22 protein-coding genes are annotated in these 23,302 nt (G+C 56.4%); 11 read left to right on the top strand and 11 right to left on the bottom strand.

The annotated features are described in order from the left end of the window. Positions 1 to 86 precede the first annotated feature (86 nt). On the top strand, positions 87 to 1,310 hold the full coding sequence (locus tag AC2D8P_RS09690) for a DEAD/DEAH box helicase (protein WP_484702299.1): 1,224 nt from the start codon (positions 87 to 89) through the stop codon (positions 1,308 to 1,310). 252 nt (positions 1,311 to 1,562) lie between these two features. Here the strand turns inward: AC2D8P_RS09690 and AC2D8P_RS09695 are convergent, their stop codons facing one another. Continuing rightward, positions 1,563 to 2,576, bottom strand: coding sequence for an alpha/beta fold hydrolase (locus AC2D8P_RS09695; RefSeq protein ID WP_484702300.1), 1,014 nt, complete (start codon positions 2,574 to 2,576; stop codon positions 1,563 to 1,565). Between the two features lie 167 nt (positions 2,577 to 2,743). On the opposite strand from AC2D8P_RS09695, the gene AC2D8P_RS09700 reads away from it, so the two are divergent. Then, positions 2,744 to 3,595, top strand: coding sequence for an urea carboxylase-associated family protein (locus AC2D8P_RS09700; RefSeq protein ID WP_484702302.1), 852 nt, complete (start codon positions 2,744 to 2,746; stop codon positions 3,593 to 3,595). A gap of 4 nt (positions 3,596 to 3,599) precedes the next feature. Here AC2D8P_RS09700 and AC2D8P_RS09705 read toward each other — a convergent pair whose 3' ends face one another. The 5 genes from AC2D8P_RS09705 to AC2D8P_RS09725 form a co-directional block, all read right to left on the bottom strand. After that, the gene (locus tag AC2D8P_RS09705; protein ID WP_484702303.1) at positions 3,600 to 4,406 is read right to left on the bottom strand and encodes an alpha/beta fold hydrolase; all 807 of its coding nucleotides are present in this window, start codon (positions 4,404 to 4,406) and stop codon (positions 3,600 to 3,602) included. 133 nt (positions 4,407 to 4,539) lie between these two features. Then, on the bottom strand, positions 4,540 to 5,409 hold the full coding sequence (locus AC2D8P_RS09710) for a DMT family transporter (protein ID WP_484702305.1): 870 nt from the start codon (positions 5,407 to 5,409) through the stop codon (positions 4,540 to 4,542). A gap of 256 nt (positions 5,410 to 5,665) precedes the next feature. Next, the gene (locus tag AC2D8P_RS09715) at positions 5,666 to 6,196 is read right to left on the bottom strand and encodes a DUF2244 domain-containing protein (RefSeq protein WP_484702306.1); all 531 of its coding nucleotides are present in this window, start codon (positions 6,194 to 6,196) and stop codon (positions 5,666 to 5,668) included. Continuing rightward, entirely contained in the window at positions 6,197 to 7,867 is a 1,671-nt protein-coding gene (locus AC2D8P_RS09720; RefSeq protein ID WP_484702308.1) for a cytochrome c oxidase subunit I, read from the bottom strand. A gap of 132 nt (positions 7,868 to 7,999) precedes the next feature. Continuing rightward, positions 8,000 to 8,461, bottom strand: a complete 462-nt coding sequence (locus AC2D8P_RS09725) for a c-type cytochrome (protein WP_484702310.1) — start codon at positions 8,459 to 8,461, stop codon at positions 8,000 to 8,002. Positions 8,462 to 8,632: 171 nt separating this feature from the next. Between AC2D8P_RS09725 and AC2D8P_RS09730 the strand changes: the two genes are divergently transcribed. From AC2D8P_RS09730 to AC2D8P_RS09740, 3 genes are all read left to right on the top strand, one after another. After that, positions 8,633 to 9,526 carry an SPFH domain-containing protein gene (locus AC2D8P_RS09730; protein ID WP_484702311.1) on the top strand — a complete coding sequence of 298 codons (894 nt, stop codon included), beginning with the start codon at positions 8,633 to 8,635 and terminating at the stop codon, positions 9,524 to 9,526. Further along, complete coding sequence (locus AC2D8P_RS09735) at positions 9,526 to 9,792, top strand: NfeD family protein (RefSeq protein WP_484702312.1); 267 nt, start codon at positions 9,526 to 9,528, stop codon at positions 9,790 to 9,792. The genes AC2D8P_RS09730 and AC2D8P_RS09735 overlap by 1 nt, the downstream gene beginning before the upstream one ends. A gap of 224 nt (positions 9,793 to 10,016) precedes the next feature. Then, positions 10,017 to 11,162 (top strand): serine/threonine protein kinase, encoded by a 1,146-nt coding sequence (locus AC2D8P_RS09740; protein ID WP_484702314.1) that lies wholly within the window; start codon positions 10,017 to 10,019, stop codon positions 11,160 to 11,162. A 101-nt stretch (positions 11,163 to 11,263) separates the two neighbouring features. Here AC2D8P_RS09740 and AC2D8P_RS09745 read toward each other — a convergent pair whose 3' ends face one another. Beyond that, positions 11,264 to 12,847, bottom strand: coding sequence for an ABC transporter substrate-binding protein (locus tag AC2D8P_RS09745; protein ID WP_484702315.1), 1,584 nt, complete (start codon positions 12,845 to 12,847; stop codon positions 11,264 to 11,266). Positions 12,848 to 13,178: 331 nt separating this feature from the next. On the opposite strand from AC2D8P_RS09745, the gene parE reads away from it, so the two are divergent. Beyond that, positions 13,179 to 15,137, top strand: coding sequence for a DNA topoisomerase IV subunit B (gene parE / locus AC2D8P_RS09750; protein ID WP_484702316.1), 1,959 nt, complete (start codon positions 13,179 to 13,181; stop codon positions 15,135 to 15,137). A gap of 5 nt (positions 15,138 to 15,142) precedes the next feature. On the opposite strand, the gene AC2D8P_RS09755 is transcribed toward parE, so the two are convergent. From AC2D8P_RS09755 to AC2D8P_RS09765, 3 genes are all read right to left on the bottom strand, one after another. Continuing rightward, positions 15,143 to 16,165, bottom strand: coding sequence for a hypothetical protein (locus tag AC2D8P_RS09755; protein WP_484702318.1), 1,023 nt, complete (start codon positions 16,163 to 16,165; stop codon positions 15,143 to 15,145). Between the two features lie 366 nt (positions 16,166 to 16,531). Continuing rightward, a complete protein-coding gene (locus tag AC2D8P_RS09760; RefSeq protein WP_484702319.1) occupies positions 16,532 to 16,933 on the bottom strand; it encodes a c-type cytochrome in 402 nt (133 codons plus the stop codon). Continuing rightward, positions 16,930 to 17,337: a c-type cytochrome gene (locus tag AC2D8P_RS09765; protein ID WP_484702321.1), complete on the bottom strand. Its 408-nt coding sequence runs from the start codon at positions 17,335 to 17,337 to the stop codon at positions 16,930 to 16,932. Before AC2D8P_RS09765 ends, AC2D8P_RS09760 begins: the two co-directional genes overlap by 4 nt. A gap of 235 nt (positions 17,338 to 17,572) precedes the next feature. On the opposite strand from AC2D8P_RS09765, the gene AC2D8P_RS09770 reads away from it, so the two are divergent. From AC2D8P_RS09770 to AC2D8P_RS09780, 3 genes are all read left to right on the top strand, one after another. Beyond that, a complete protein-coding gene (locus AC2D8P_RS09770) occupies positions 17,573 to 18,475 on the top strand; it encodes a hypothetical protein (RefSeq protein ID WP_484702323.1) in 903 nt (300 codons plus the stop codon). Between the two features lie 101 nt (positions 18,476 to 18,576). Continuing rightward, positions 18,577 to 19,239 carry a DNA-3-methyladenine glycosylase I gene (locus tag AC2D8P_RS09775; RefSeq protein WP_484702325.1) on the top strand — a complete coding sequence of 221 codons (663 nt, stop codon included), beginning with the start codon at positions 18,577 to 18,579 and terminating at the stop codon, positions 19,237 to 19,239. 79 nt (positions 19,240 to 19,318) lie between these two features. Beyond that, positions 19,319 to 20,104: a hypothetical protein gene (locus tag AC2D8P_RS09780; RefSeq protein ID WP_484702327.1), complete on the top strand. Its 786-nt coding sequence runs from the start codon at positions 19,319 to 19,321 to the stop codon at positions 20,102 to 20,104. Between the two features lie 3 nt (positions 20,105 to 20,107). Here AC2D8P_RS09780 and AC2D8P_RS09785 read toward each other — a convergent pair whose 3' ends face one another. Beyond that, on the bottom strand, positions 20,108 to 20,767 hold the full coding sequence (locus AC2D8P_RS09785) for a YrbL family protein (protein ID WP_484702329.1): 660 nt from the start codon (positions 20,765 to 20,767) through the stop codon (positions 20,108 to 20,110). A gap of 160 nt (positions 20,768 to 20,927) precedes the next feature. On the opposite strand from AC2D8P_RS09785, the gene ppk2 reads away from it, so the two are divergent. Continuing rightward, on the top strand, positions 20,928 to 21,854 hold the full coding sequence (gene ppk2, locus AC2D8P_RS09790) for a polyphosphate kinase 2 (RefSeq protein WP_484702331.1): 927 nt from the start codon (positions 20,928 to 20,930) through the stop codon (positions 21,852 to 21,854). A 53-nt stretch (positions 21,855 to 21,907) separates the two neighbouring features. Then, entirely contained in the window at positions 21,908 to 23,266 is a 1,359-nt protein-coding gene (locus AC2D8P_RS09795) for an MATE family efflux transporter (protein WP_484702332.1), read from the top strand. The last annotated feature ends 36 nt before the right edge of the window (positions 23,267 to 23,302 follow it).

Genomic DNA, 23,302 nt, shown 5'->3' on the forward strand with positions numbered 1-23,302 from the left:
ACGCTGTTCTCCGAGTCTCGGGGCAATGGCATTTTGTGACTCCAAATACAGTCGCTGCCCCTGGGGCCGACGAAAGGAAAAGAAACTTGAACGAATTTGAAAAACTTGGCGTGAATGCCAAGATTGCCGCGCATCTGGCCGAGATTGGCCTGTGCAAACCTACCCCAATTCAGACACAGGCGATCCCGCTGTTGCTGGAGGGACGTGACCTTTTGGGTCTGGCCCAGACGGGCACCGGGAAAACCGCGGCCTTTGGTCTGCCGCTCCTGCAACAGGTGCGCAAGATCGGCCATAAGCCCGCGCCAAAATCTGTCGACGCGCTGATCCTTGTTCCAACACGCGAACTCGCCAATCAGATTGTCGAGGCGCTGCGCAGCTTTGCCGGAAACAGCCCGGTTAAAATCAATATCGTGGTGGGCGGCAAATCCATCAATGTGCAGATGCAACGCCTTGCCAAAGGCACCAGCATTCTGGTGGCCACACCCGGACGGTTGATTGATCTGCTGGACCGCCGCGCCGTTGATCTGTCGCAAACCCAATATCTGGTTCTGGACGAGGCTGATCAGATGCTCGACATGGGCTTTGTCCATGCACTGCGCAAAATCGCCCCGTTGTTGCGGTCTGATCGTCAGACGATGCTCTTCTCTGCCACCATGCCCAAGCAGATGAACGAACTGGCCAACACCTACCTGACCAATCCTGCCCGCGTGCAAGTCGCGCCTCTGGGCCAGACAGCGGATAAAATCAGTCAATCTGTGCATTTCATTGCCCAGACCACCAAGGCAGATGCCCTGATCGAGGCGCTGGATAAGCACCGTGATGAACTGGCCATTGTTTTTTCCCGCACCAAACATGGGGCGGAGCGTTTGAAAAAACGGCTGGTGGCAGATGGGTTCGGCGCCGAATCCATTCACGGTAACAAAAGCCAGGGCCAGCGCGATCGCGCCTTGGCGGCGTTTCGTGCGGGGGAGGCCCGGATTTTGGTCGCAACCGATGTGGCGGCGCGGGGTATCGATATCCCGCAAGTGCGCCATGTCTATAATTTCGAACTGCCGAACGTGCCGGAAAACTATGTTCACCGTATCGGGCGGACCGCCCGGGCAGGCGCTGCTGGCGCTGCGGTCAGCTTTTGCGCCCCGGCCGAAATGGGCGAATTGAAGGCGATCGAGAAAATGTTGGGTCAATCGATCCAAGTGGCGTTTGGCCGCCCGTGGGAAGCGCTGCCAGATCCCAAAGGCGCGACAAAGTCATCGCGCAATCGCCGCCGTCCGTCACGGGGCAAGGGCAACCCACGGCGCAAGGCGGCCTGATCGTCACAGCTATGTTCAGCGGGCAGGCTCATCCTGCCCGCCAGGACTGCCTAACAATCTTGGCTTTACAAACCCGACCCCGGCGGGTGATCGTATGCGGCAACACCCAAATCGTGGAGCCCCCGATATCCATCAACCCACCCGCTGATGCCGAAGATCGCCGCGCCATTCAGCCGGTTATCTGCTACCTGCCCGAAACCGCGCGGCAACCTGATCTGGATTATTGCCGGGCGGCGCGGACAGGGGACCCGGTTACAAACCGGCCAGAAAGGCGCGCGCCTCTGGGACCCATTTTCCCGGTTCGACGGATGTGGAATAGTGCCCCATATGGCTGTTCACCTGATGAAATGTCACCTGCGCCCCAGCCGCCCGCATTTGATCGGCAACGCCCTTTCCTATCGACGCGGGATAGAACTCATCCGTATCGCAAAGCACATAGAAAAACTTTGCCCGAATGCGATTCAACCGGTCGGCGACATCAAATTGCCCGATCGCTGAATTGAGCACGACAAGGCTCATCGGATCGAACTCCTCGGCCCACTCTTTGGACGTGTCTTGCAGCAGTTTTTCGATTTCCTCTTTTGGCATTTGGCCTTCGAATTTTTCCATGAACTGGTAGGACAATAATGTACGGACCCGAATTCGGGTCATCACTTCTGTCAGACCACCGGACTTAGCATAGTGGCCATCATTCCAGTTAGGATCGGCTTGAAGTTCTGCTACCAGATTCGGCAGGGCCGCGCTGGTCCCAAACCCGTTCACCGGGCCGCAATCAGCCGCAACAATTCCCCGCATTGCATCCGGGAAGGTGACCGCCCATTGAAAGGCCAGCAAACCGCCAACCGATCCACCCGAAACCGCGAAAAGCTGATCGATCCCCATCGCATCTGTCAGCGATTTCTGTGCGCGGACCATGTCCTCTAGCGTTATCTGGGGAAAGTCGACCCCCCAGGCACGGCCCGTATTCGGATTGATCGAAGCAGGACCAGTCGTTCCATAAGACGATCCCAGTATGTTCGACGAAATCACGCAATATGTGTCGGTGTCGAGCAGCTTACCAGGGCCAATAATACCGTCCCACCAGCCTTCCCGCAAATCAGGGGTCGTTCGCTCGGCAGCGTGATGTGTGCTTGTCGTCCCATGCTGAACGAGGATTGCATTGGACTTTTCAGCATTGAGTTTGCCATAGCATTCATATTCAACGTCAAGCTCGGGCAACACGGCGCCAGACTGTAGGCGAAACCCTGATGTTCGATGTCGTGTCATGGCCCCCCCGTCGTCGGTCATGTTGAAATTTACCACGAAACGGGGACAGTCAAAATACCGCAAGGCGATGTCTCACCCATCTTGCGCAAAATGACGGCTAGGGTGAAACTGGCATTCGCACCCGATTTGTCTAATCTTCGATGCAACTGCCCAGACAGGAGAGTCGTATGACCGTCAATCCGCCCCCCGATGCCGCCGATCGCCGCGCCATTCAGCCGGTCATCTGCTACCCGCCCGAAACCGCACCACAGCCGGATCTGGCGCTCTACCGGTCGGCCCGGGCCGGGGCACACAAGATTGCAGAGGCCGTGGCAGAGCCACGGCAGGCCGCGACCTTCCGCGCGCCTGCGGGCACGTTTTTCCGCATCACCTCTGTCGAGGGACCGCAAGTGGGCGACTTGAACCTGTGGAACGCAAATAACATCAACGAGCGCTTTTATTCTGGTAAGACCCGGGCGCTCCATGGCACCCATGTGACCACAGGCGAACGGCTTTGGTCATCCTTTCCGTATCTGCGCCCAATGGCCACGATTGTGGACGATACGCTGGGCTGGTACGGGATCGATGAATTCGGCGGCTCGGTCCATGATGTGATCGGCACGCGCTGTGATCCTTACACCAATAACCTGCTGTCGGGCGGGCAGTACCACCATTGCTGCCACTCAAACCTGACCCGGGCGTTGGCCGATGATCAGGGGATCAGCCGGGCAGAGGCCGAACCGCATGTCCACGACGTGCTGAATGTCTTTATGTGCACCGGCTTCACCCGCGACACCGGCCAATATTTTATGAAGGCGAGCCCCGTCCGCCCCGGCGACTATCTGGAGTTCTTTGCCGAGATTGACATCATGGGCGCGCTCAGCGCCTGCCCGGGCGGCGATTGCGGGGCGGAACATTCCAGCGACACAACCCCGTGCTATCCGCTGCTGATCGAGGTGTTTGAGCCCGCAAAGGGCGCCCTGAACGGCTGGCAAAGCCCGTCGGTAAACGGATATGACCGCAGCCATGGGGAAAGGTGAATTTCTATTCCGTCAGGCTCTGCAGAAAATCCAGTACAACCCTGTTGTAGACTTCAGGCATCTCCCGTTGTGGAAAATGGCCAGAGCTCTCAAACAGATGATAGGTTGCATTGGGCCAATGCCGGCTTTCGGACTGAATAACGCTAGGCAGGATGAACCTGTCCTCGCCGCTTGCCATCAGAAGGGCGGGGATGTTGATTGATGCGATTTGCTGGGCGTTAAAACCAGTGGCAGAATAGGCGATCAGCGCATCGACCATCTTCTGGGCCGCAGGGTAATCCATCCGACTTTCGATGGATTTCAGCAATGCCGGAAGCCGGTCTCGATTTTCGGACAACCAAGCGTCTGACATGATCGTGGGCATGATCACCGTATAGAGCGTTTCAAAATCAGATGTGTCCAATATCCGTTTCCAACCGATATACATCTGCGAAAGGCGTACAGAGCCCAACAGCTGCGTGGCGTTCAGGCACAGCGCCCCGGCATAGCCCGGATGGTTGATGGCCAGCGTCACCGCCGCCATGCCGCCATGACACACGCCCACGATCACAACGCGCCGCAAATCCAGATGATCCAGCAGCTCCTTCACATCCCGGGCATGCAGGTCATAGGAATGCTCACCCGCCCATTTGTCAGATTGGCCGATGCCGCGGTGATCCAGACGGATGCAGGTGAAATGGTCTGCAAACCTGCGCACCTGCGCGTTCCAGGTGGTTGTGTCGCTCCAGATTCCGCTCAGCATCAACAGGGGTGGTCCGTCGCCATCCAGTTGATAATACAGATCAACTCCGTCGCTTGTTGTGAACCTCATGACACTTCCCTTGTCGTTCTGCAAAGGGCGGCTCAATGAACCGTCATGCCTTGGTCAGGGCAGATCAAGTTTAGGTCCGCGTGAAACATTCTGTCAACGTCTCCCGCCGGCCAAGGACCAAGGCTGATCGCTGTCAGCTGCCTTGGTGTTCAGATTCGCGCTGTCGGGGCTGTGACAGCATTACGCCGACGCCAACAATCACGGCCCCGAACGCGGCGCGCCAATCCCAAACGCCGCCCAACATCATCAAGATCAGCATCACGTAAAACGGCGCGGCATTCATGTGAATGCTGGACAGGGCGATGCCGATCCGCGCGACCGATGCAATGAACAGGATTTGCGACACAGCCATTGCGCCCACGGCGTAGACCAGCAACAGACCGATCTGGTGGGCGGTTTCTATTTTCGGCGCTGCGATCAGGTCCTGTGACCAGCCGAATAGAAAGACCGGAACTGTCAACAACGTTGCACCGGCAAATGTAATTGTGCTTCGCCCGATCGGGGAAAGATCGGGAAAATCCCGAACTGCGGCGTTGGACGCCCAGACAAAGCAAACCCCTGATGATATCGCCATCAGAACGCCCCACCCAAGATCAACAGTGTATTTCTCGCCGACGGCGATCAGGCCTCCCAGAACCGATACGATCAAACCAAAGACAAAACGCAGGCGAAGACGCCTCTGACGGCAGAGCAGCTCGATTATCGTGGCAGAAATCGGGGTAGCCGTGGCGATCAACGCCACAGTTACGGGGTCCGTATACCACTGCGCGAATATCAACAGGTTGGCGCCCGTGCCAAATCCAAGCATCTCGATCCACAGACCACGCCCCCATCTGGCCCGTCTCAGCGCATTGGCGCCATCGATCACGACCCACAGCGCCAGCAGAACCGCCATGACAACAAGCAGGCGCAAGGTTGTGAGCGCGATCGGATGCCAGGTGTCCAAAAGGATCTCCGCCGCCGGGAAACCTGCCGCCCAGAACACGACGGAAATGATCGCCATCACATTTCCTGAAATCATGGCAGATCCCAGCGGCGCCTCCCCTGTACGATGTCGACGTGAAGAGACCCAAACCATGAAATTGCCTGACTGCTGAACATAGCGCGGGCGCAATGCCCAAAGCACATGTTACGGGCGATGCGGGCGAACTCTGTCCTGAATTCGCCCTCATGTCGCAAATGAACCAATGACGGGCACCAGCGCCCGTAGGCGTTTTGCGTTTGGACAGCCAGAAGCGGCGACAGAAGTGATCTGCGAACTACGCGGAATTCACCCGCGCCAGTCGCTCCTGCAGCTCAGCTGCCAGTGTGATCCGTTCCTCTTCGGACAGAAACGCGCCCAACTCGACCTCCCGGTCATTGCCTTTCAGGGTCAGGTAATGGGGCACGGGCCTGTCGCCGGGATGCAGTGTGACGCGCACCCAATAGGGATTGGCCTGCCATTCCCGCGCCTCTTGGCCATGGCGCTGATGGGTCAGGGTGATCCGCTCCCGGGTCAGGGTCAGCTCCTCCAACACCTCGCCGTCGCGGTAACTGCGCTGAAGCGCCCACCAGATCACGGCAATCGCCCCGGCCATAAAGGGCAGCATCACCCACAGAACCGGCGATCCCAGCACCGCCAGCAGTGGCACCAACAAAAGCGTGGCCGTCACACCGATAAAGATCACGAACCCGCGCTTGGGCAGGGATCGGTAGGGCCAGAGGCTCAGATGATAAACCGGGCCTGAATGTGCAGAGGCCCCGGAATTTTCCGAGGCCTCTGATAATTCGTCTTGCCATTCGTAGGGCATTTAATGGCTATGCCCTTTGTCCCATTCTTCCTGCTTGGGCAGGATTTCGAATGTGTGCTCTGGTGGCGGGGATGGCAGTGTCCATTCCAGCGTGTCGGCATATTCGTTCCATGGGTTTTCGCGGGCGTCGCGTTTGCCCCAGATCAGGGCATAGGCCATGATGCCGAAGAAGAACACGAAGGATGCGAAGGACAGGTAAGCCCCCCAGGATGACCATTCATTCCATTTTGCAAAGGCTTCGGGATAGTCGATGTAACGGCGCGGCATGCCCTGACGACCCAGGAAGTGCTGGGGGAAGAAGGTCAGGTTGGCACCGATGAACATCATCCAGAAATGCAGCTTGGCAGCCCATTCCGGGTACTGTTTGCCGGTCATCTTGGAGAAGTAGAAATAGATACCTGCAAAGATCGCAAAGATCGCACCAAGGCTCATCACATAGTGGAAGTGCGCCACGACGTAGTAAGTGTCGTGATAGGCGCGGTCGATGCCGGCCTGTGACAGAACGATCCCGGTCACACCGCCGACGGTGAAGAGGAAGAGGAAACCAAAGGCCCACAGCATCGGCGCTTTGAATTCGATCGATCCGCCCCACATGGTCGCGATCCAGCTAAAGATCTTAACCCCGGTTGGCACCGCAATGACCATCGTTGCCAGCATGAAATAGGACTGCTGGGTCAGGCTCATGCCCACGGTGTACATATGGTGCGCCCAGACGACAAAGCCCAGAACACCAATGGCGATCAGCGCCCAGACCATCGGCAGATAGCCAAAGATCGGCTTGCGGGAAAAGGTGCCAATGACGTGGCTGATAATGCCAAAGCCGGGCAGGATGATGATATACACTTCCGGGTGGCCAAAGAACCACAGGATGTGCTGATACAGGATCGGATCCCCACCACCAGCAGGATCAAAGAAGGTCGTGCCAAAGTTCCGGTCGGTCAACAGCATGGTGATCGCACCCGCCAGCACCGGCAGGGCCAACAAGATCAGCCATGCGGTGACAAAGATCGACCAGCTAAACAGCGGCACCTTGAACAGCGTCATGCCGGGGGCACGCATGTTCAGGAAGGTGGTGATCATGTTGATCGCACCCAGAATGGACGAGGCACCAGAGACGTGAACCGCAAAGATCGCCAGATCCATGGAATAACCACCCTCGGTCGTGGACAGCGGCGGGTACAAAACCCAGCCAACGCCAGAACCCAGCTGGTCATTGCCGCCGGGGGAGAGCAGAGAGGCGACACCCAGCGCGACACCGGTGACATACATCCAGTAGGACAGGTTGTTCATCCGCGGGAAGGCCATGTCCGGTGCACCGATCTGCAGCGGCATGAAATAGTTGCCAAAACCGCCAAACAGCGCCGGAATAACCACGAAGAACATCATCAGGACGCCGTGATAGGTGATCATCACGTTCCAGAGGTGCCCGTTGGGGGTACAAACCGCGTCAGAGGCGAAGAATCGTGCGCCTTCCAGGCACATGTACTGAACGCCCGGTTCATGCAGCTCCAGCCGCATGTAAACGGTGAACAGGACCGCGATCAGACCGACAAATGCGGACGTGATCAGGTAGAGGATGCCGATATCCTTGTGGTTCGTCGACATGAACCAGCGGGTGAAAAAGCTCCGCTCGTCGTGATGTTCGTGGCCATGAACGGCTGCGTCAGCCATGCCTTGCCTCCCAGATTTCAAAATTTAATGGGGCGAGAAACAGATTCCTGCCCGGCGTTCCAGCGTCTTATTAGAACGGTTAAACCTCGCGGGCAATGTCCACAGTGCCGCAGAGCGTGATTTTCTTGCAGTTTATTCGGTTGTTGTGGCTGCATCGTCCGTTGCATCGGTTGTCTCTGCCGGGGCAACAGAGAAACTGGCCAGATAGGCCGCAATATCCTCGCCCCCCCGGTTCAGGCGAAAGGTCATCTTTGATTTCGCGCCACCATCGCCCAGATACTCGCGCAGAAATGCCCGCGGATCGGTGGCAAATGTCACCAGATTTTCCTGATCCCAGATCAATCCTGCCTCAGCAGCAGAGATTAAGTCGTTGGAATAGTTGAATTCTTCGACACTCGCCGCAGGCCTGCCAATCACGCCAAACAAATCAGGACCGGTGCGGCCCCCGCGCAGGACGACCTCGTCGCCATTGGTGATGGAATGGCAGGCTTTGCAGCGGTTAAAGGCTTTTTCCCCGGCCTCTGCATCGCCTTCGGCAATTGCAGGGCCAATCGATAGGGCAATCACACAGGCAGATATGGCAAATTGTTTCATCACAATCCTCGATATAGGTTTTTCGCGTCTCGGGCGCATCTCACTGCAATTGGGCGCTGGGCTAAAGAGGTCCCCTTGTCGCAGTCATGTCGCAAAATGACCTTTTTTACCCAATTGAACGCAAGCCGGGCATATCATAGGTAATACGGCAAGTCGTATAAGGATTTGAATATGGACATTACCAACCTGATTAGTCAGATTTTGGGTGGCAACATTGTGCTGCTCTTGTTTGCGGGCTTTATCATTGTCTCGATCTTCAAGGGCGTGCGCATCGTGTCGCAGTCTGAAAAACATGTGGTTGAACGGTTTGGCCGCCTGCGTGCTGTTCTGGGGCCCGGCATCAACTTTATCGTGCCGTTTCTGGATCGTGTGGCGCATAAAATCTCAATCCTGGAACGCCAGTTGCCCACGGCCAGTCAGGATGCGATCACATCAGACAACGTGCTGGTGCAGGTCGAAACCTCTGTCTTTTACCGAATTCTGGAGCCGGAAAAGACGGTTTACCGCATCCGTGATGTCGACGCCGCCATCGCAACCACTGTGGCCGGGATCGTCCGGGCAGAGATCGGTAAGATGGAACTGGACGAGGTCCAGTCCAACCGCAATCAACTGATTACCCAGATCAAGGCGTTGGTCGAGGATGCCGTCGATGATTGGGGGATCGAGGTCACACGGGCAGAGATTTTGGACGTGAACCTTGATCAGGCCACCCGCGATGCGATGCTCCAACAGCTGAACGCCGAACGCGCCCGCCGCGCCCAAGTGACAGAGGCCGAAGGCACCCGCCGCGCCGTCGAACTTGCCGCCGATGCCGAACTTTACGCGGCCGAACAAACCGCCAAGGCCCGCCGCATTTCCGCCGATGCCGAAGCGTACGCAACCCAAGTCGTGGCCAAGGCGATTCAGGAAAACGGGCTGGAGGCCGCGCAGTATCAGGTGGCCCTGAAACAGGTCGAAGCCCTGACCGCCGTCGGAAAGGGCGAGGGCAATCAGACCGTGCTGCTTCCCGCCAATGCACTGGATGCCTTTGTCAATGCGTTCAGCCTTTTGAAAGGAAGATCGTGATGTGGGCGCTTTGGTGGGTCTGGCTGGCCGCGGCGCTGGTTCTGGGCATTCTGGAAATGGTGATCCCGGGCTTTATCCTCTTGGGCTTTGCCATCGGCGCGGCCGTGGTCGGCATTTTGCTGGCCGTCGGGGCGAGCTTGTCTTTGCCCTGGCTTCTGGTGATCTTTGCGGCCGTTTCCCTGGTTGCCTGGCTGATCCTGCGCCGCATGTTCCGCCTGCGCACCGGACAGCAACGCATCATTGAACACGATATCAACGACCATTGATTTAATCCCCGGCTGCAGCCCGTGCTGGCCGGGGTCTTCCTTTCGCCAAAAATACCTCGGGGTGAGCGGCGTCCCGGAATTGATCCAGCGGATCAATTCAGCCGTGAACGGGCGGAGCCCTGGGTAAGGGGGCAGCGCCCCTTCGCACTAGGGCCTCAAAATACCGACAACAGATGTCGCATCCGCAGCTTGAAACGCATCGGCAATGACGCTACCAGCGCTGCATGAATATCGAGACCACACCCCCCGCCTCTGACACCTCAGCCAAGACCGTCGTCAACAGCTGGAATGAATGGGACCCGCTGCACCACGTGATCGTGGGCCGGGCCGATGATTGCCACATCCCGCCCGAAGAACCAGCGCTGGATGCCAAAGTCCCCGAAGATAGCGACATGCGCGGCCAATGGGGCCGCCGCCCGCAGGAAACCATCGACCGCGCCAATGAACTGTTGGATAATTTTGCCTCCATGCTGGAAAAGCGCGGCATTCGCGTCGACCGCCCAACGCCCATCGATCATTCCCTGCCGGCAACGACGCCAGACTTTCACACCGACAGCCAATTTGGCTGTATGCCCCCGCGCGATGTGCTTTTGACCGTGGGGTCCGAGATGCTAGAGGCAACGATGTCCTATCGCTGCCGTTGGTTCGAATATTTGAACTACCGACCTTTGATGCAGCAGTATTTCAACGAGGATCCGAATTTCCGCCACGAAAGCGCCCCCAAACCGCGCCTGACGGATGCTGACTATCACCCCGATTATCTGTCCGACAAAATCGGCGTTGAAAAACGCCTGCAATGGGCGGCTGAAAAGTTCTTTGTCACGACAGAGGAAGAGCCCCTGTTCGATGCCGCCGACGTTTTGCGCTTCGGTCGCGATCTGGTGGCCCAACACGGGTTCACCACCAATGAAAAAGGCATCGAATGGCTGCGCCGTCACTTCCCCGATCACCGGGTGCACACGGTGAACTTCCCCGGTGACCCGTACCCGATCCACATTGATGCGACCTTCACGCCTTTGCGCCCTGGCCTGATCCTGAACAACCCACAGCGCCGCCTGCCAGAAGATCAGCGCAAGATGTTTAACGACAATGACTGGGAAATCGTCGACGCCGCGCAACCGGCCCATAACGCGCCGCCGCCCTTGTGCTATTCTTCGACCTGGCTTTCCATGAACGTGCTGGTGCTGGATCCCAAAACCGTCTGTGTTGAGGCATCCGAAGTTTATCAGATGGAACAGATGGACAAGCTAGGGATGGAGGTCGTCCCGGTCGAGCTGCGCGATGCCTATGCCTTTGGCGGTGGTCTGCATTGCTGCACCGCCGATGTCTACCGCGAAGGCACCTGCGAGGATTACTTCCCGAACCTCTAAATGGTCCCTCATTCTATTTGGCGAATTTACTCTCGCCGACGGCATCAAAACAAAAAACGGCGGGTCAATGACCCGCCGATTTCTATTCTCATCTGGTGATCTTACTTGAACCACCAGCGCTCCATAAAGCGCAGACCATCGATATCCCAGTTCGACGCCTGATCACCAAACCCGACAGTGTCTCGGTTGGCATTCACGTAGGATGCAAACATTGGGATGACGGTGCCGCCATCGACGTTCAGGATCGCCTGCATTTCGTAATACATCGCGCGGCGCTTATCGGTATCCAGCTCCGAACGCGCCTTGATCAAAAGCTCGTCAAAGCGATCGCTGCCCCAGAATGTATCGTTCCAGGCCACGCCAGATTGATAGGCAGTGGCGAACATCTGATCTTCCAGCGTACGGCCAGACCAGTACACGGCGCTGAACGGTTTCACCATCCAGACGTCAGACCAGTAGCCATCTTTCGGTTCCCGCACGACTTCCAGATCGATGCCCGCATCCTTGGCAGAGTTCTGATACAGAACCGCCGCATCAACCGCACCAGCATAGGCTGCGTCAGAGGATGAAACCGCAACAGACAGCGAATCCAGGCCAGCCTCTTTCAGGTGGAACTTGGCCTTGTCTGGATCATAAGTGCGCTGCTCTAGGTCTTTGTTAAAGAACTGCTGACCACGACCGATCGGGTGGTCGTTACCAACGGACCCATAGCCGAACAGAATTTTATCAACCATTTCTTCGCGGTTGATTGCATATTTCAGCGCCAGTCGGATGTTTTGATCCTGGAACGGATCCTTGTTGACCGACATAGCAAAGGTGTAATGCAACGTGCCGTCCACGGTGGTCACTTCGACACCGGGTGCGTTTTTCAGCAGAGCAACGGTTTTCAGATCAACCCGGTCAATGGCATCGACGTCGCCAGAAACCAATGCTGCAGTACGCGCATTCGGGTCAATCAAAGCAATGATTTCGATTGAATCAAAGTGGCCGCGTGCATCTGTCCAATCGTTTTCAAACCGCTCAAAGCGTGCGTTAACGCCGGGGTTGAATTCGCTCAGCTTGTATGGCCCACACCCATTGCCCGATTGCCAATCGATGCCGTCACCAGAGGCCGCACAAATTGGCAGGTGATAGTCCGCCAAAGATGCTGGGAAGTCAGCATTGCCGCCTTCCAGTGTGAATGAAACAATATCACCGCTCGCTGTAATATCGGTAATCGGTGCCACCAACGGACCGGCGGCAGAGGTCGAATCCTCACCACGGTGGTGATTGATCGAAGCGACAACATCATCTGTTGTCAGGGCTTTGCCATCGTGGAAGGTAACGCCAGAGCGCAGTTTGAAATGCCAAACCGATGCGTCGGCCGATGCTTCCCAGCTTTCTGCCAGGTTGCCTTCAACAGCACTGTTGCTGTCCAATTGCGTCAAAAAGCCGTGGATGCCGAATCCAAGTGCCGAGGTGAAAGAATTTTCCCAATGGCCCGGATCCAGCGTGTCAGTGGTCTGTCCGCCGCCCATACCAAAACGGAAATGGCCGCCCTTATTAGGTGCGGCATGTGCCGCGCCGGACATCAGCCCGGTGGACAGACCGGCCGCGGCCACACCTGTCGCAGCAGTGGATTTCAAGAATCCGCGACGGGTAAAGCTTGCAGGCACGATCAGTCGCTGCTTGTTGTTTGAATTCATGAGTGGTCTCCCAAGTTGGAATATCCCGTTTGTCGGGACTTTCGAATTAGTCGGCGCGCGGATACAGAATGCGTATCGCCACCCGGTGACAAAACAATAAATCGACCACGCAGTCAACGAGGATCGAAACCGACACAACGTGATTTATTTCCGACAGGGGCTATTTTAAGGCGTTGAATTACTTAGCGGCATCTCGCGAATCGCGCGGCGATACTTCTCGGTTTTATGAGGCGGCAGAGGACCCCCATCTGCCCACATCATCTTGATCACCTCTTCCCCCATGCCCCTACACCTGCCATAATGGCGATCAACAATAACAAAAGAGCAGCCAATGGCGGACGATCTTCTTACAGGGGTAGAGCCCACTGACTATAATGCTTCTTCCATCGAAGTGCTGGAGGGGCTGGAACCCGTACGCAAACGCCCCGGCATGTATATCGGCGGCACGGACGAACGCGCGCTCCATCATCTTGTGGCAGAGGTGCTGGACAATTCGATGGACGAGGCCGTCGCCGGCCACGCCACCCGGATCGAGGTGGAACTGCACGACGATTACGCCGTCACCATCCGCGACAATGGCCGTGGCATCCCCGTCGACCCACACCCGAAATTCCCTGAAAAATCCGCGCTGGAGGTGATCTTGTGCACCCTTCACGCCGGGGGCAAATTTTCCGGCAAGGCCTATCAGACATCGGGCGGTTTGCACGGGGTGGGGGCCTCTGTGGTCAACGCGCTGTCGGATTCTATGGTCGTGCAGGTGGCGCGGAATAAAGAGCTTTATGAACAGCGCTTTTCCCGTGGGGTGCCCTTGGGCGGGATACAGAAAATCGGCGCAGCCCCCAACCGGCGCGGCACCACGGTGACCTTCCACGCCGACGAACAGATTTTCGGCCATCACAAGTTTAAACCCAAACGCATGATGACCATGGTCCGGTCCAAGGCGTATCTATTCTCAGGGGTAGAGATTCGCTGGAAATCCGCCATTGATGACGGGGAAACACCGACAGAGGCCACTTTTCACTTCCCCGGCGGCCTGTCGGACTATCTGAAAGAACGCATGGGCGGCGCGTCGACCTATGCCGATCAGCCCTTTGCGGGCCTTGTTGATTTTCAGGAAAAGTTCGGCCACCCCGGCAAGGTCGAATGGGCGATCAACTGGACCCCGGCGCGCGACGGTTTCATCCAATCCTACTGTAACACCGTTCCCACGCCAGAGGGCGGCACGCATGAGGCGGGATTTTGGGCCGCGATCCTGAAAGGCATCCGCGCCTACGGTGAACTCGCAGGCAACAAAAAATCCGCCCAGATCAACCGCGATGACCTGATGACCGGCGGCTCGGCCCTGGTCAGCTGCTTCATCCGCGAACCGGAATTCGTGGGCCAGACCAAGGACAGACTGGCCACGATGGAGGCTGCGAAACTGGTCGAAAACTCCGTCCGCGACCATTTCGACAACTGGCTGGCGGCAGATACCAAATCCGCCGGTGCCATCCTTGATTTCCTCGTCCTGCGCGCCGAGGAACGCCTGCGCCGCCGTCAGGAAAAGGAAACGCAACGCAAATCCGCGACCAAGAAACTGCGCTTGCCCGGTAAGCTGGTGGATTGTTCCTCCAACACCCGCGATGGGACAGAGCTGTTCATTGTCGAGGGCGACTCGGCCGGTGGTTCCGCCAAAATGGCGCGCGATCGCAAGACACAGGCGCTCCTCCCCCTACGCGGTAAAATCCTGAACGTGCTGGGGGCAGCAAGCAACAAGATCACCACGAATACAGAGATCAGCGATCTGACCCAGGCGCTGGGCGTGGGCCTTGGCACCCGCTTCAACATCGACGATCTGCGCTATGACAAGGTCATCATCATGACCGACGCGGATGTGGACGGTGCCCATATCGCGGCGCTGTTGATGACCTTCTTCTTCACCCAGATGCGCCCGATGATTGATGCAGGGCACCTCTACCTTGCCTGCCCGCCGCTCTATCGCCTGACCCAGGGGCCCAAACGCATCTATTGTCTGGATGACGCGGAAAAAGACGCAGCGATGGAAAAGGGCCTGGGTGGCAAAGGCAAAATCGACGTCAGCCGGTTCAAAGGGCTGGGCGAGATGGACGCCAAAGACCTGAAAGACACCACCATGAACCCCGCCACCCGCAAATTGATCCGGGTGAGTATTGATGAGGACGAACCCGGAGAAACCCGCGACCTGGTCGAACGCCTGATGGGTAAGAAGCCGGAGCTGCGCTTCCAGTATATCCAAGAGAACGCGAGGTTCGTGGAGGAGTTGGATGTTTGAGGGGACTAATTTAGCGGGTCAAATAAATCACCGCCTTGAATTTCTCCTTCATTAGGTATGATTGTGCCTAGTATTGCGAATAATGCATTCTCGCTTAGCTCATCGGCATATCGCAAACCGTCCACGGTCAATACTCTTACAACCAAGTGTTTTTTGGGTTGTTCATTGACATATTTGGTTGCGAGTTGGACAACGATATCTGTGTGTTCTGAAAACTCAACTTCACCTGCAAGTAGCTTCTCCCAGAACTCTTCATCAGACATTTCAAACAGCAAAAATGAATCGTCAGGACGCTTTCCTTTCCACTGTCTATATTTCTGATCATCTTTAACAAAGTTAGGGGAGGTAATTCGAATACTCTCAGTTTCGACCTTCCATTCTATTTGCTCTGGTTGTTCTTTAGGTTTGCGTGGCTTCACCGCACGTCGAGCGAACTCATTTCGAGGAATTGGAAATTCTTCACTTTGGTTGAAACCTATTGCGCGGATGTTTTGGTCATCAAGTGCGGCGCGATACATTTCAGATTGAGCTAACTGGAGTTCGAATTTGAATTGTTCAGGAGCGTCAAGTTTGTCTATGACATCTCGGGGTTTTTCTAATGTTGATCGCGCTGTACCTGTCACGATGTCTTCGATGATGGCTTTTCCTTCGGACACAAGTTGGGTTTCGCTCACCTGTTCGGATTTTGAAAGTTCTTTTAGGGACTTTATCCTTTCAATGATCGCCTCAGTGGGGGTTGAGCCGAACAATTCTCTGGATATTTCTTGAACTGATTGTGAATCCATGAACTGCACAAGTGCTAGAATTGCTAATGAAGTACTGGTTACTCCTGTTACGATCACGCCTACATACTGTTTAAGGGTTCCGCTTTCAGGGGGAAAAATTACAAGTTCAAATTGAATACCATCACTGAAATATAGTGAGTTAATGGCATTAACGGTTCGCTTAGCGCTAAGTGCAGACTGCACGAATGTTTCTAGTGTGATGTATTCGTCATCAACTTCGAAGTGAATTAAAATGTTCTTCATTTGTAGCCTTGTCAGCAACGATGTTACTATCATCGGTGGTGAAGTGTATTGAGGTCAATACTTTTGCGTGAAAAACCATGTAGAAGAATAAGTGGTTTCTGTTCCGCCCGGCGGCACCGCCGGGCCGCGCCGACCCGCCCCATGGGCGGCGCGAAATGCGCCACCCCGGGTCGGCGCTGCCCTCTCCACCCCATAACCAACCAAGATGCGTGATCCATTGATGGGGTGAAACCCCACCAATTCAATGACTCCCCCGTAGGCCGGGGTTCACCCCGGCAATCCGGTGTGATGGAAAATGGTGCCGGGGTAAACCCCGGCCTACGGGGTTATGTAGGCCGGGCTTCAGCCCGGCACCTTTCCCCCAATTCACTCCACCTGTATCCCCTCCAGATACAACATCAACGCCACCAATGGCGCGGGGGTCGGGGTCATGATCCCGTCGCCGGTATCAATCGGCACCATCGGGCCTTTCAGAAAGCTGCCGTAATCCGGCATCACCTCATCCGCGCCGGTGCGGTGATAGCCGTCGATGGTGGACATTACCTGCGCCCGGGCAAACACCCCGCCATTTCGCGCGGCAATGGTTGTCAGGTCCGCCGGGGCCGGATCGAACAGATCGGCCATGTCACCACCCCCCGTGCCATCCGCCCCATGACAGGCGGCGCAGTTGTCGGCATAGAGCGTCGCACCATCGGCCTGTGTCGGCATCTCCACCACTGGCGTGCAGGCCATCAGGATGATTGGCAGGATCAGGGCAGGGCGCATCATTGTGCCCCCTCCTGCACGGTCATCAGATAGGTGATCAGATCGGCGATGGGGCGGCTGGTCAGCATTAGCTGGCCGTTGGCGGTCTGGATGATCGCCTCCCCGCGTTGAAAGAACTCCCCATAAACCGGCATCGGGCTGCCATGGCTGACCAGCGGATCGCGCCCGTCAATGCGCCGGGCCACCCGTTCGGCGGGAAAGACGCCGTCGTTTTTTGCCGCCAGCGCCGTCAGGTCCGCAGGCACCATCATCAACGCCCCCACCATCGGCCCGCCGCCTCGGGCATCGACCCCGTGGCAGGTGGCGCAGAACTCCATATAATACTCCCGGCCAAAGGCAGGTTCTTGCGCCGCCGCAGTGCTGGCCGCCAATGCCGCCAGCGTGGCTACTCCGATCAGGGATTTCATCTGCTCCTCCTGTCTGTGTGTGCAGTCAGGATAGGTGGGATTGTCTGCGCGCACTTTGATCCGTATCAGATTGGCAAAAGTTAACGGGATTAGCGCCGCGCCCGACCCACCGCCGCAATACTGATAAAATACCGACGCAATACCGACGTGGATTTTGGGGTTAAGAAATTCGTGTCACGCAATTGCCAAACCGCCGGGCAGGGTCCAAACTCTGACGCAAATAGCAGGGGCAGTTATGTCAGAAAACAGCAAGGCCGGGCAGGTTGCGGCCGTGACGATGGTCTATAAATCCTACGAATTCCTGCGCATTTGGGTGGGCTATTACGGCGCGAAACTGGGTCGAGAGAACCTCTATATCATCAGCCATGGCGGCGACCCGATGCATGATGAAATAGCCAAGAGCTGCAATGTTATCACCCTGCCGCGTGTTATGGATCGCATGTTTGATATTGATCGATGGCGCTTCATGTCGCATCTGACGACGGGACTTTTATCGTATTATAACAAAGTGATATGCCTCGATTGCGATGAAATTGTGTTGCTCGATCCCAACAAGGGTGATTGCCTTGTCAGCCATATTTTGGCAGCCGAAAATGATGTGATTGCCCCCATGGGCATGCACCTGATCCCGACGCCGGAACAGTTTGAACGAGGTGTCGCGTTGGACTGTCAGAAGCCCGTTTTTAACCAGTTTCGGCGCGTCCACAGCGACTCGCGCTATTCAAAACCTTGTATCATCGGGACAGAGGTTGACATCATGGTCGGCGGACACGGGGTGAAACAGAGGGGGTTCACCCTCAGCTCCGACCTGATCCTTGTCCATCTGAAATACGCTCTACCAGAACGATACGAAGTACTAGCTGATGAGTTGTCTGAACAGATCAACCACTCCCGATCCGAAGATACTGCGCCCATGGGGTTGGCCGTTACGTGGCAAAGAGGAAAGCCAAAGGAGCACAAAAACCTACGCGAAATGATTCAAATCCCACTAACGCCCAATGACGACGCTTTTGCCTATCTGTTCGATGCAAACAGTCAACGGTTTCTGAGACATGATGACGGAAGTACTGAGTTTAAAAAGCTCCGCCGTCACGCAATTTCTTTCGACTTGCCCGACCGGTTTGTGGGGATGTTATGATCCCTACGGTGATATCCCAGATGATACTGACAGGAAAAGACTTCGGTTCATGTTATGCAAGTCGAAACATGCAACGATGATCGATCATCCCGGAGCCCGACATGCGCACATTCGACGAACTCTTTGATATCTCTGCCGCCCGTCACGGTGGTCACGCAGCGGTAGAGGCGACCTTCACCCTGCCCAAACCCTTGGCAGAGCTGAAAAAAATGCCAGAGGATCGCTGGCTGTCGATCCTGACCAAGGGCGTATTTCAGGCTGGTTTCAACTGGAAAGTCATCGAAAACAAATGGCCCGGGTTTGAGGCTGCCTTCCACGGCTTTGACGTCGGGCGCTGCGCGATGATGGATGACGACTGGTTCGATGTGTTGATGAAGGATACCAGCATCGTCCGTAACGGTATGAAAATCGCAACCATCCGCGATAATGCGACCTTTTTGATGGGTCTCAGGGATCAGGGCGGGGCCGGGACGGTGCTGGGCGGTTGGCCCACAACAGATTATATCAACCTATTGGAGTTGTTGAAAAAAGAGGGATCTCGCATCGGTGGCATGACCGGGCAATATGCGATGCGGTTTGCTGGGCGCGATGCTTTTATCCTGTCGCGTGATGTCACGGCGCGCCTGATTGCCGAAGGCGTGATCGACAGGCCCGCAACATCCAAAACCGCGATGCGCAAGGTGCAGGAGGCGTTTAATATCTGGATGGATCAATCCGGCCGCAGCCTGAATGAAATCAGCCGCGTTCTGGCCATGTCCCTGTAACCTTCGCTTTGAAATAAACCACACAAAACCGGCAGCGGTGTTTATTGGCCTTTTGGTCTGGGATCGCTACTCTCGCCCCATGTCCATGGTTATTGACAATCAGATTGCCCTGATCCTGTTCGCCTTTCTGCTGGGGTGCACCGGGGCTGTGGCGATGTTTCTGAAACAGGCCTCCGCCCATGCCTGGAAAATCGCCGATCTGGTCTGGGTGCTGTTGGGGGGACTTGGCGCTGTCACCGCCGTGATCGCGGGCATATATACCGAAGACAGCTCTCGCCTCGATCGTCAGATCGACGTGGCCTTTGCCTCTGCCCAAGAGTTTGACCGCGACACCGCCCGGTTTCGTCTGAGCTATTGCGAGTTGGAAACCCAGTTCGGCTATGTCCGCGAGCCGGTTTTGGTTCTGTGTGACAAGGTTGAGTTTCTGGCGGCGTCTACTTCCGGCAGCCAGCGCCTGCCGCTTTTTCTAAGCGTGGCACGCCGCAACACGCCGCTATCATCGCTGCGCATCCTGCCCAGCTTCGGCGCGGAAGACAAAACAGAGATGGCCAGCTTTGACGGCATGGTCGCAGAGGCTGGTGGATTTGATCCGACCCGGCTGTTTTATTTCGACCCCCGGGATGCACAGACCACCGCCGCAAGCCAGCGCCTGCGTGACACCGGGCGCCATGTGGCGATTGCCGCGGAATACGAGGTGATCGCAAGCGCCTATGACGATCTGACCAGCCAGATCATGGCCCTGCGGGAAGAATGGGAAGTCTTGCAGGCCAACGCCCTGGTTCTGGCCCTACAGATCATTGCGATCGCTTTGGTGGCCTTCGCGGCGCCGTTTCGCGTCGGCAAATCCATCGTGGATCTGCGATAGGGATCAACGCCGGATACGCAGGGCTTCTGCATCCCAGTCCAGCTCCAAAAAAGTGGCCATTTTTTCAAAGCGACGGTGGAGTTTTTTGCGATTTTGGGATGTAAACCAATGGTTTATCGGGATGGCATTGGCATCCCCAAAACCATCGACCAGAATGAACCGGTGTTTTGGTGAAAATTCGTCCAGCAACAGATTGTCGGGGTTCGTGTCATTGGCACGCAGATCCCACCGAAACGCTTCGGCGATGAAATGGTTCAGCATCACCAGATGGTCATCATCAAACCCGCTGCTGTCTTTCAGTCTGCGCAGAGATTGGGCGTGATTGCCATCGGCACCCCGGACCCGTTCAGCCACCATGCCCAGCCCTTTGCTGGTTTGCGTCAGCCCGTAAAGCTCGGTGATCGGTAGCGGCCCGCCCAGTTTGGATTGGCGAAGCTTCAGATCCATGTAGCAATGGGTTTCGCGGTACATAAACCCGTATTGAAACCGGGGGCTGCGCCGTTTCAGGAAATTGCGGATCGGGCGCCCTTCGCGGATGGTTGATCCGGGGCGCAATACCTTGACCAAGACATCGTCTTGCCCCGGCACCAGATAGACATCCCGGTACGTGCCCTGCGCAATCGGGGTGCTGTCATCCAGGTTGATCAGGTCTGTTCGTGCCATCGGTTTCTCCAACACAGAGCTTTCTTATGAACAAGTTGGCAGTGGCGGGCAATGGGCTTTTCCGACAACACTGCGCCGCTGTGTGGTGCGGTTTTGACCCATCTCAAGGCAAAGGCCGCCGATCTGTGCAGGGCTTGATGTGTTCAGATCGGAGAGCTTTATGACACATCAAAATTCCAAAAATACCCTATCGCATTCACAGGCCCCGGCAGCAGAGGCCGGCTTTATCACCGTCACGCCCGATAAGGTGCGCGAGACGTTTGAGAAGGGCAAATTTCCCTATACAACCCGGCTGGGACGACGCGCTTATGAGGCCGAGAAAGCCGCCCTTCAGGCGGAGCTTTTGAAAGTTCAGAAATGGGTGGCAGAAACCGGGCAGAAATTCGTGCTGCTGTTTGAAGGTCGCGATGCGGCGGGCAAGGGCGGCACGATCAAACGGTTTATGGAACACTTAAACCCGCGCGAAGCCCGCGTTGTGGCCTTGAACAAACCGACGCAGAAAGAGTTTGGCCAATGGTATTTCCAGCGCTATGTCGAAAACCTGCCAACGTCGGGCGAAATGGTGTTCTATGACCGCTCCTGGTACAACCGGGCCGGGGTTGAACGGGTGATGGGATTTTGCACACCCAACGAATATCTGGAATTTATGCGCCAGACCCCGGAATTTGAACGCATGCTGACCCGATCCGGCATTCAGCTATACAAATACTGGTTTTCGGTCACCCAAGACGAACAGAAACGCCGGTTTGACTCGCGCAAAGCCGATCCGCTGAAACGCTGGAAGCTCAGCCCGATTGACGAGGCCAGCCTGGACAAATGGGATGACTATACCGAAGCCAAAGAGGCAATGTTTTTCTATACTGATACCGCCGACGCACCGTGGACGATCGTGAAATCGAACGACAAGAAACGTGCCCGGCTGAATTGCATGCGACATTTCCTGTCGACACTGGATTACCCGGACAAGGACCAATCTGTTGCCACGCCCCCGGATCCCCTGATCGTAGGTCAGGCCAGCCACGTGGTGCATAACTCTGATCACATTCTGGGCGCGTCTCTGCATCCCGAACAGCGGCGCCTGCGTTAGGGCGCGGGGGTTTTCGGCTTGCAACAATCCTCGGCCCGCCCTAGGGCTGAGCCATGCAACGCAACCTCTCATATCGAGACCACGTTAAGGCGATCCTGACCCTGGGTCTGCCCCTGATTGGCAGTCATCTGGCCCAGATGATGATCGGGGTGACGGACACGTTGATGATGGGCTGGTACGGGGTCACCGAACTGGCCTCGCTGGTTTTGGGCAGTAACTTTTTCTTTGTGTTCTTCATTTTGGGCTCCGGCTTTGCCTTGGCCGTAATGCCAATGGTTGCCGAAGCATCAAGTTCAGGCGAAGACCGTCAAGTGCGCCGTGTCACGCGGATGGGGATTTGGCTGTCGATCGTGTTCGGGTTGGCCGTCATTCCGATGTTTGTATGGTCCGGTCCGATATTACGCCTGCTTGGACAAGAGGCCGACATTTCCGATCTGGCGCAAACCTATTTGTCGATCGTCGTGATAAGTATGATCCCCGCGCTGCTTACGATGGTGCTGAAAAGCTACCTGTCAGCGCTGGAGCTGACGGTGGCATTGCTATGGGTGACAATTGGCACGGCGGTATTGAACGTCCTTTTGAACTACGCGCTGATTTTCGGGAATTGGGGAATGCCGGAACTTGGGGTTGCGGGGGCCGCCTGGGCTTCTGTTCTGTCCAGTTTTCTGGGCGCCTTGGCCCTGCTGATTTATGCGATAAGGCGTCTGCCCGAACATGCGCTTTTGCAGCGCTTCTGGCGCGCCGATCCAGAGGCATTGCGCAAAGTCTTTATCCTGGGCTGGCCGATCAGTCTGACAATGCTGGCCGAATCCGGGTTGTTTTCAGCCTCTGTCATTATGGTGGGATGGATCGGGAAGACCGAATTGGCGGCACATGGCATCGCCATGCAGTTGGGTGCGATGACCTTCATGGTTCATGTGGGGCTTGGCGGGGTCGCGACCGTCCGGGCCAGCCGGGCGATCGGCAGAAAGGATTTACCGTATCTTGTCGATGGCGCGCGCACCGTTACGGCGATTTCACTGGTTTTTTCCTGCGCAGCCGTCGTTTTGTTTCTATCTGTGCCGGAGTTTCTGATCGCGCTGTTTCTTGATCCGAATGAACCTGCCCGAAACGATATCCTGGCCGTCGGCGTCACGCTTTTGATCTTTGCGGCCCTGTTTCAACTGGCCGATGGGGCACAGGCGATCGGTCTGGGGTTGCTGCGTGGGGTACAGGACACGCGCATTCCAATGATAATCGCCGCAATCAGCTATTGGGGCGTTGGCATCACCTGCAGCTACGTGCTTAGTCAGCCTATGGGCCTTGGTGCGCCGGGTGTCTGGCTGGGATTTGTCATCGGATTGACCTGCGCCGCGGTGTTGCTGAATTTGCGCTTCTGGCAGCGCGTGAAACAGCGCGGGGTTTTGGCCTAGGGGGCGCTTGCCCCCTCGCAGGCGGGCCCGCTACCC

The sequence above is a fragment of the Roseovarius sp. YIN77 genome (assembly GCF_057219155.1).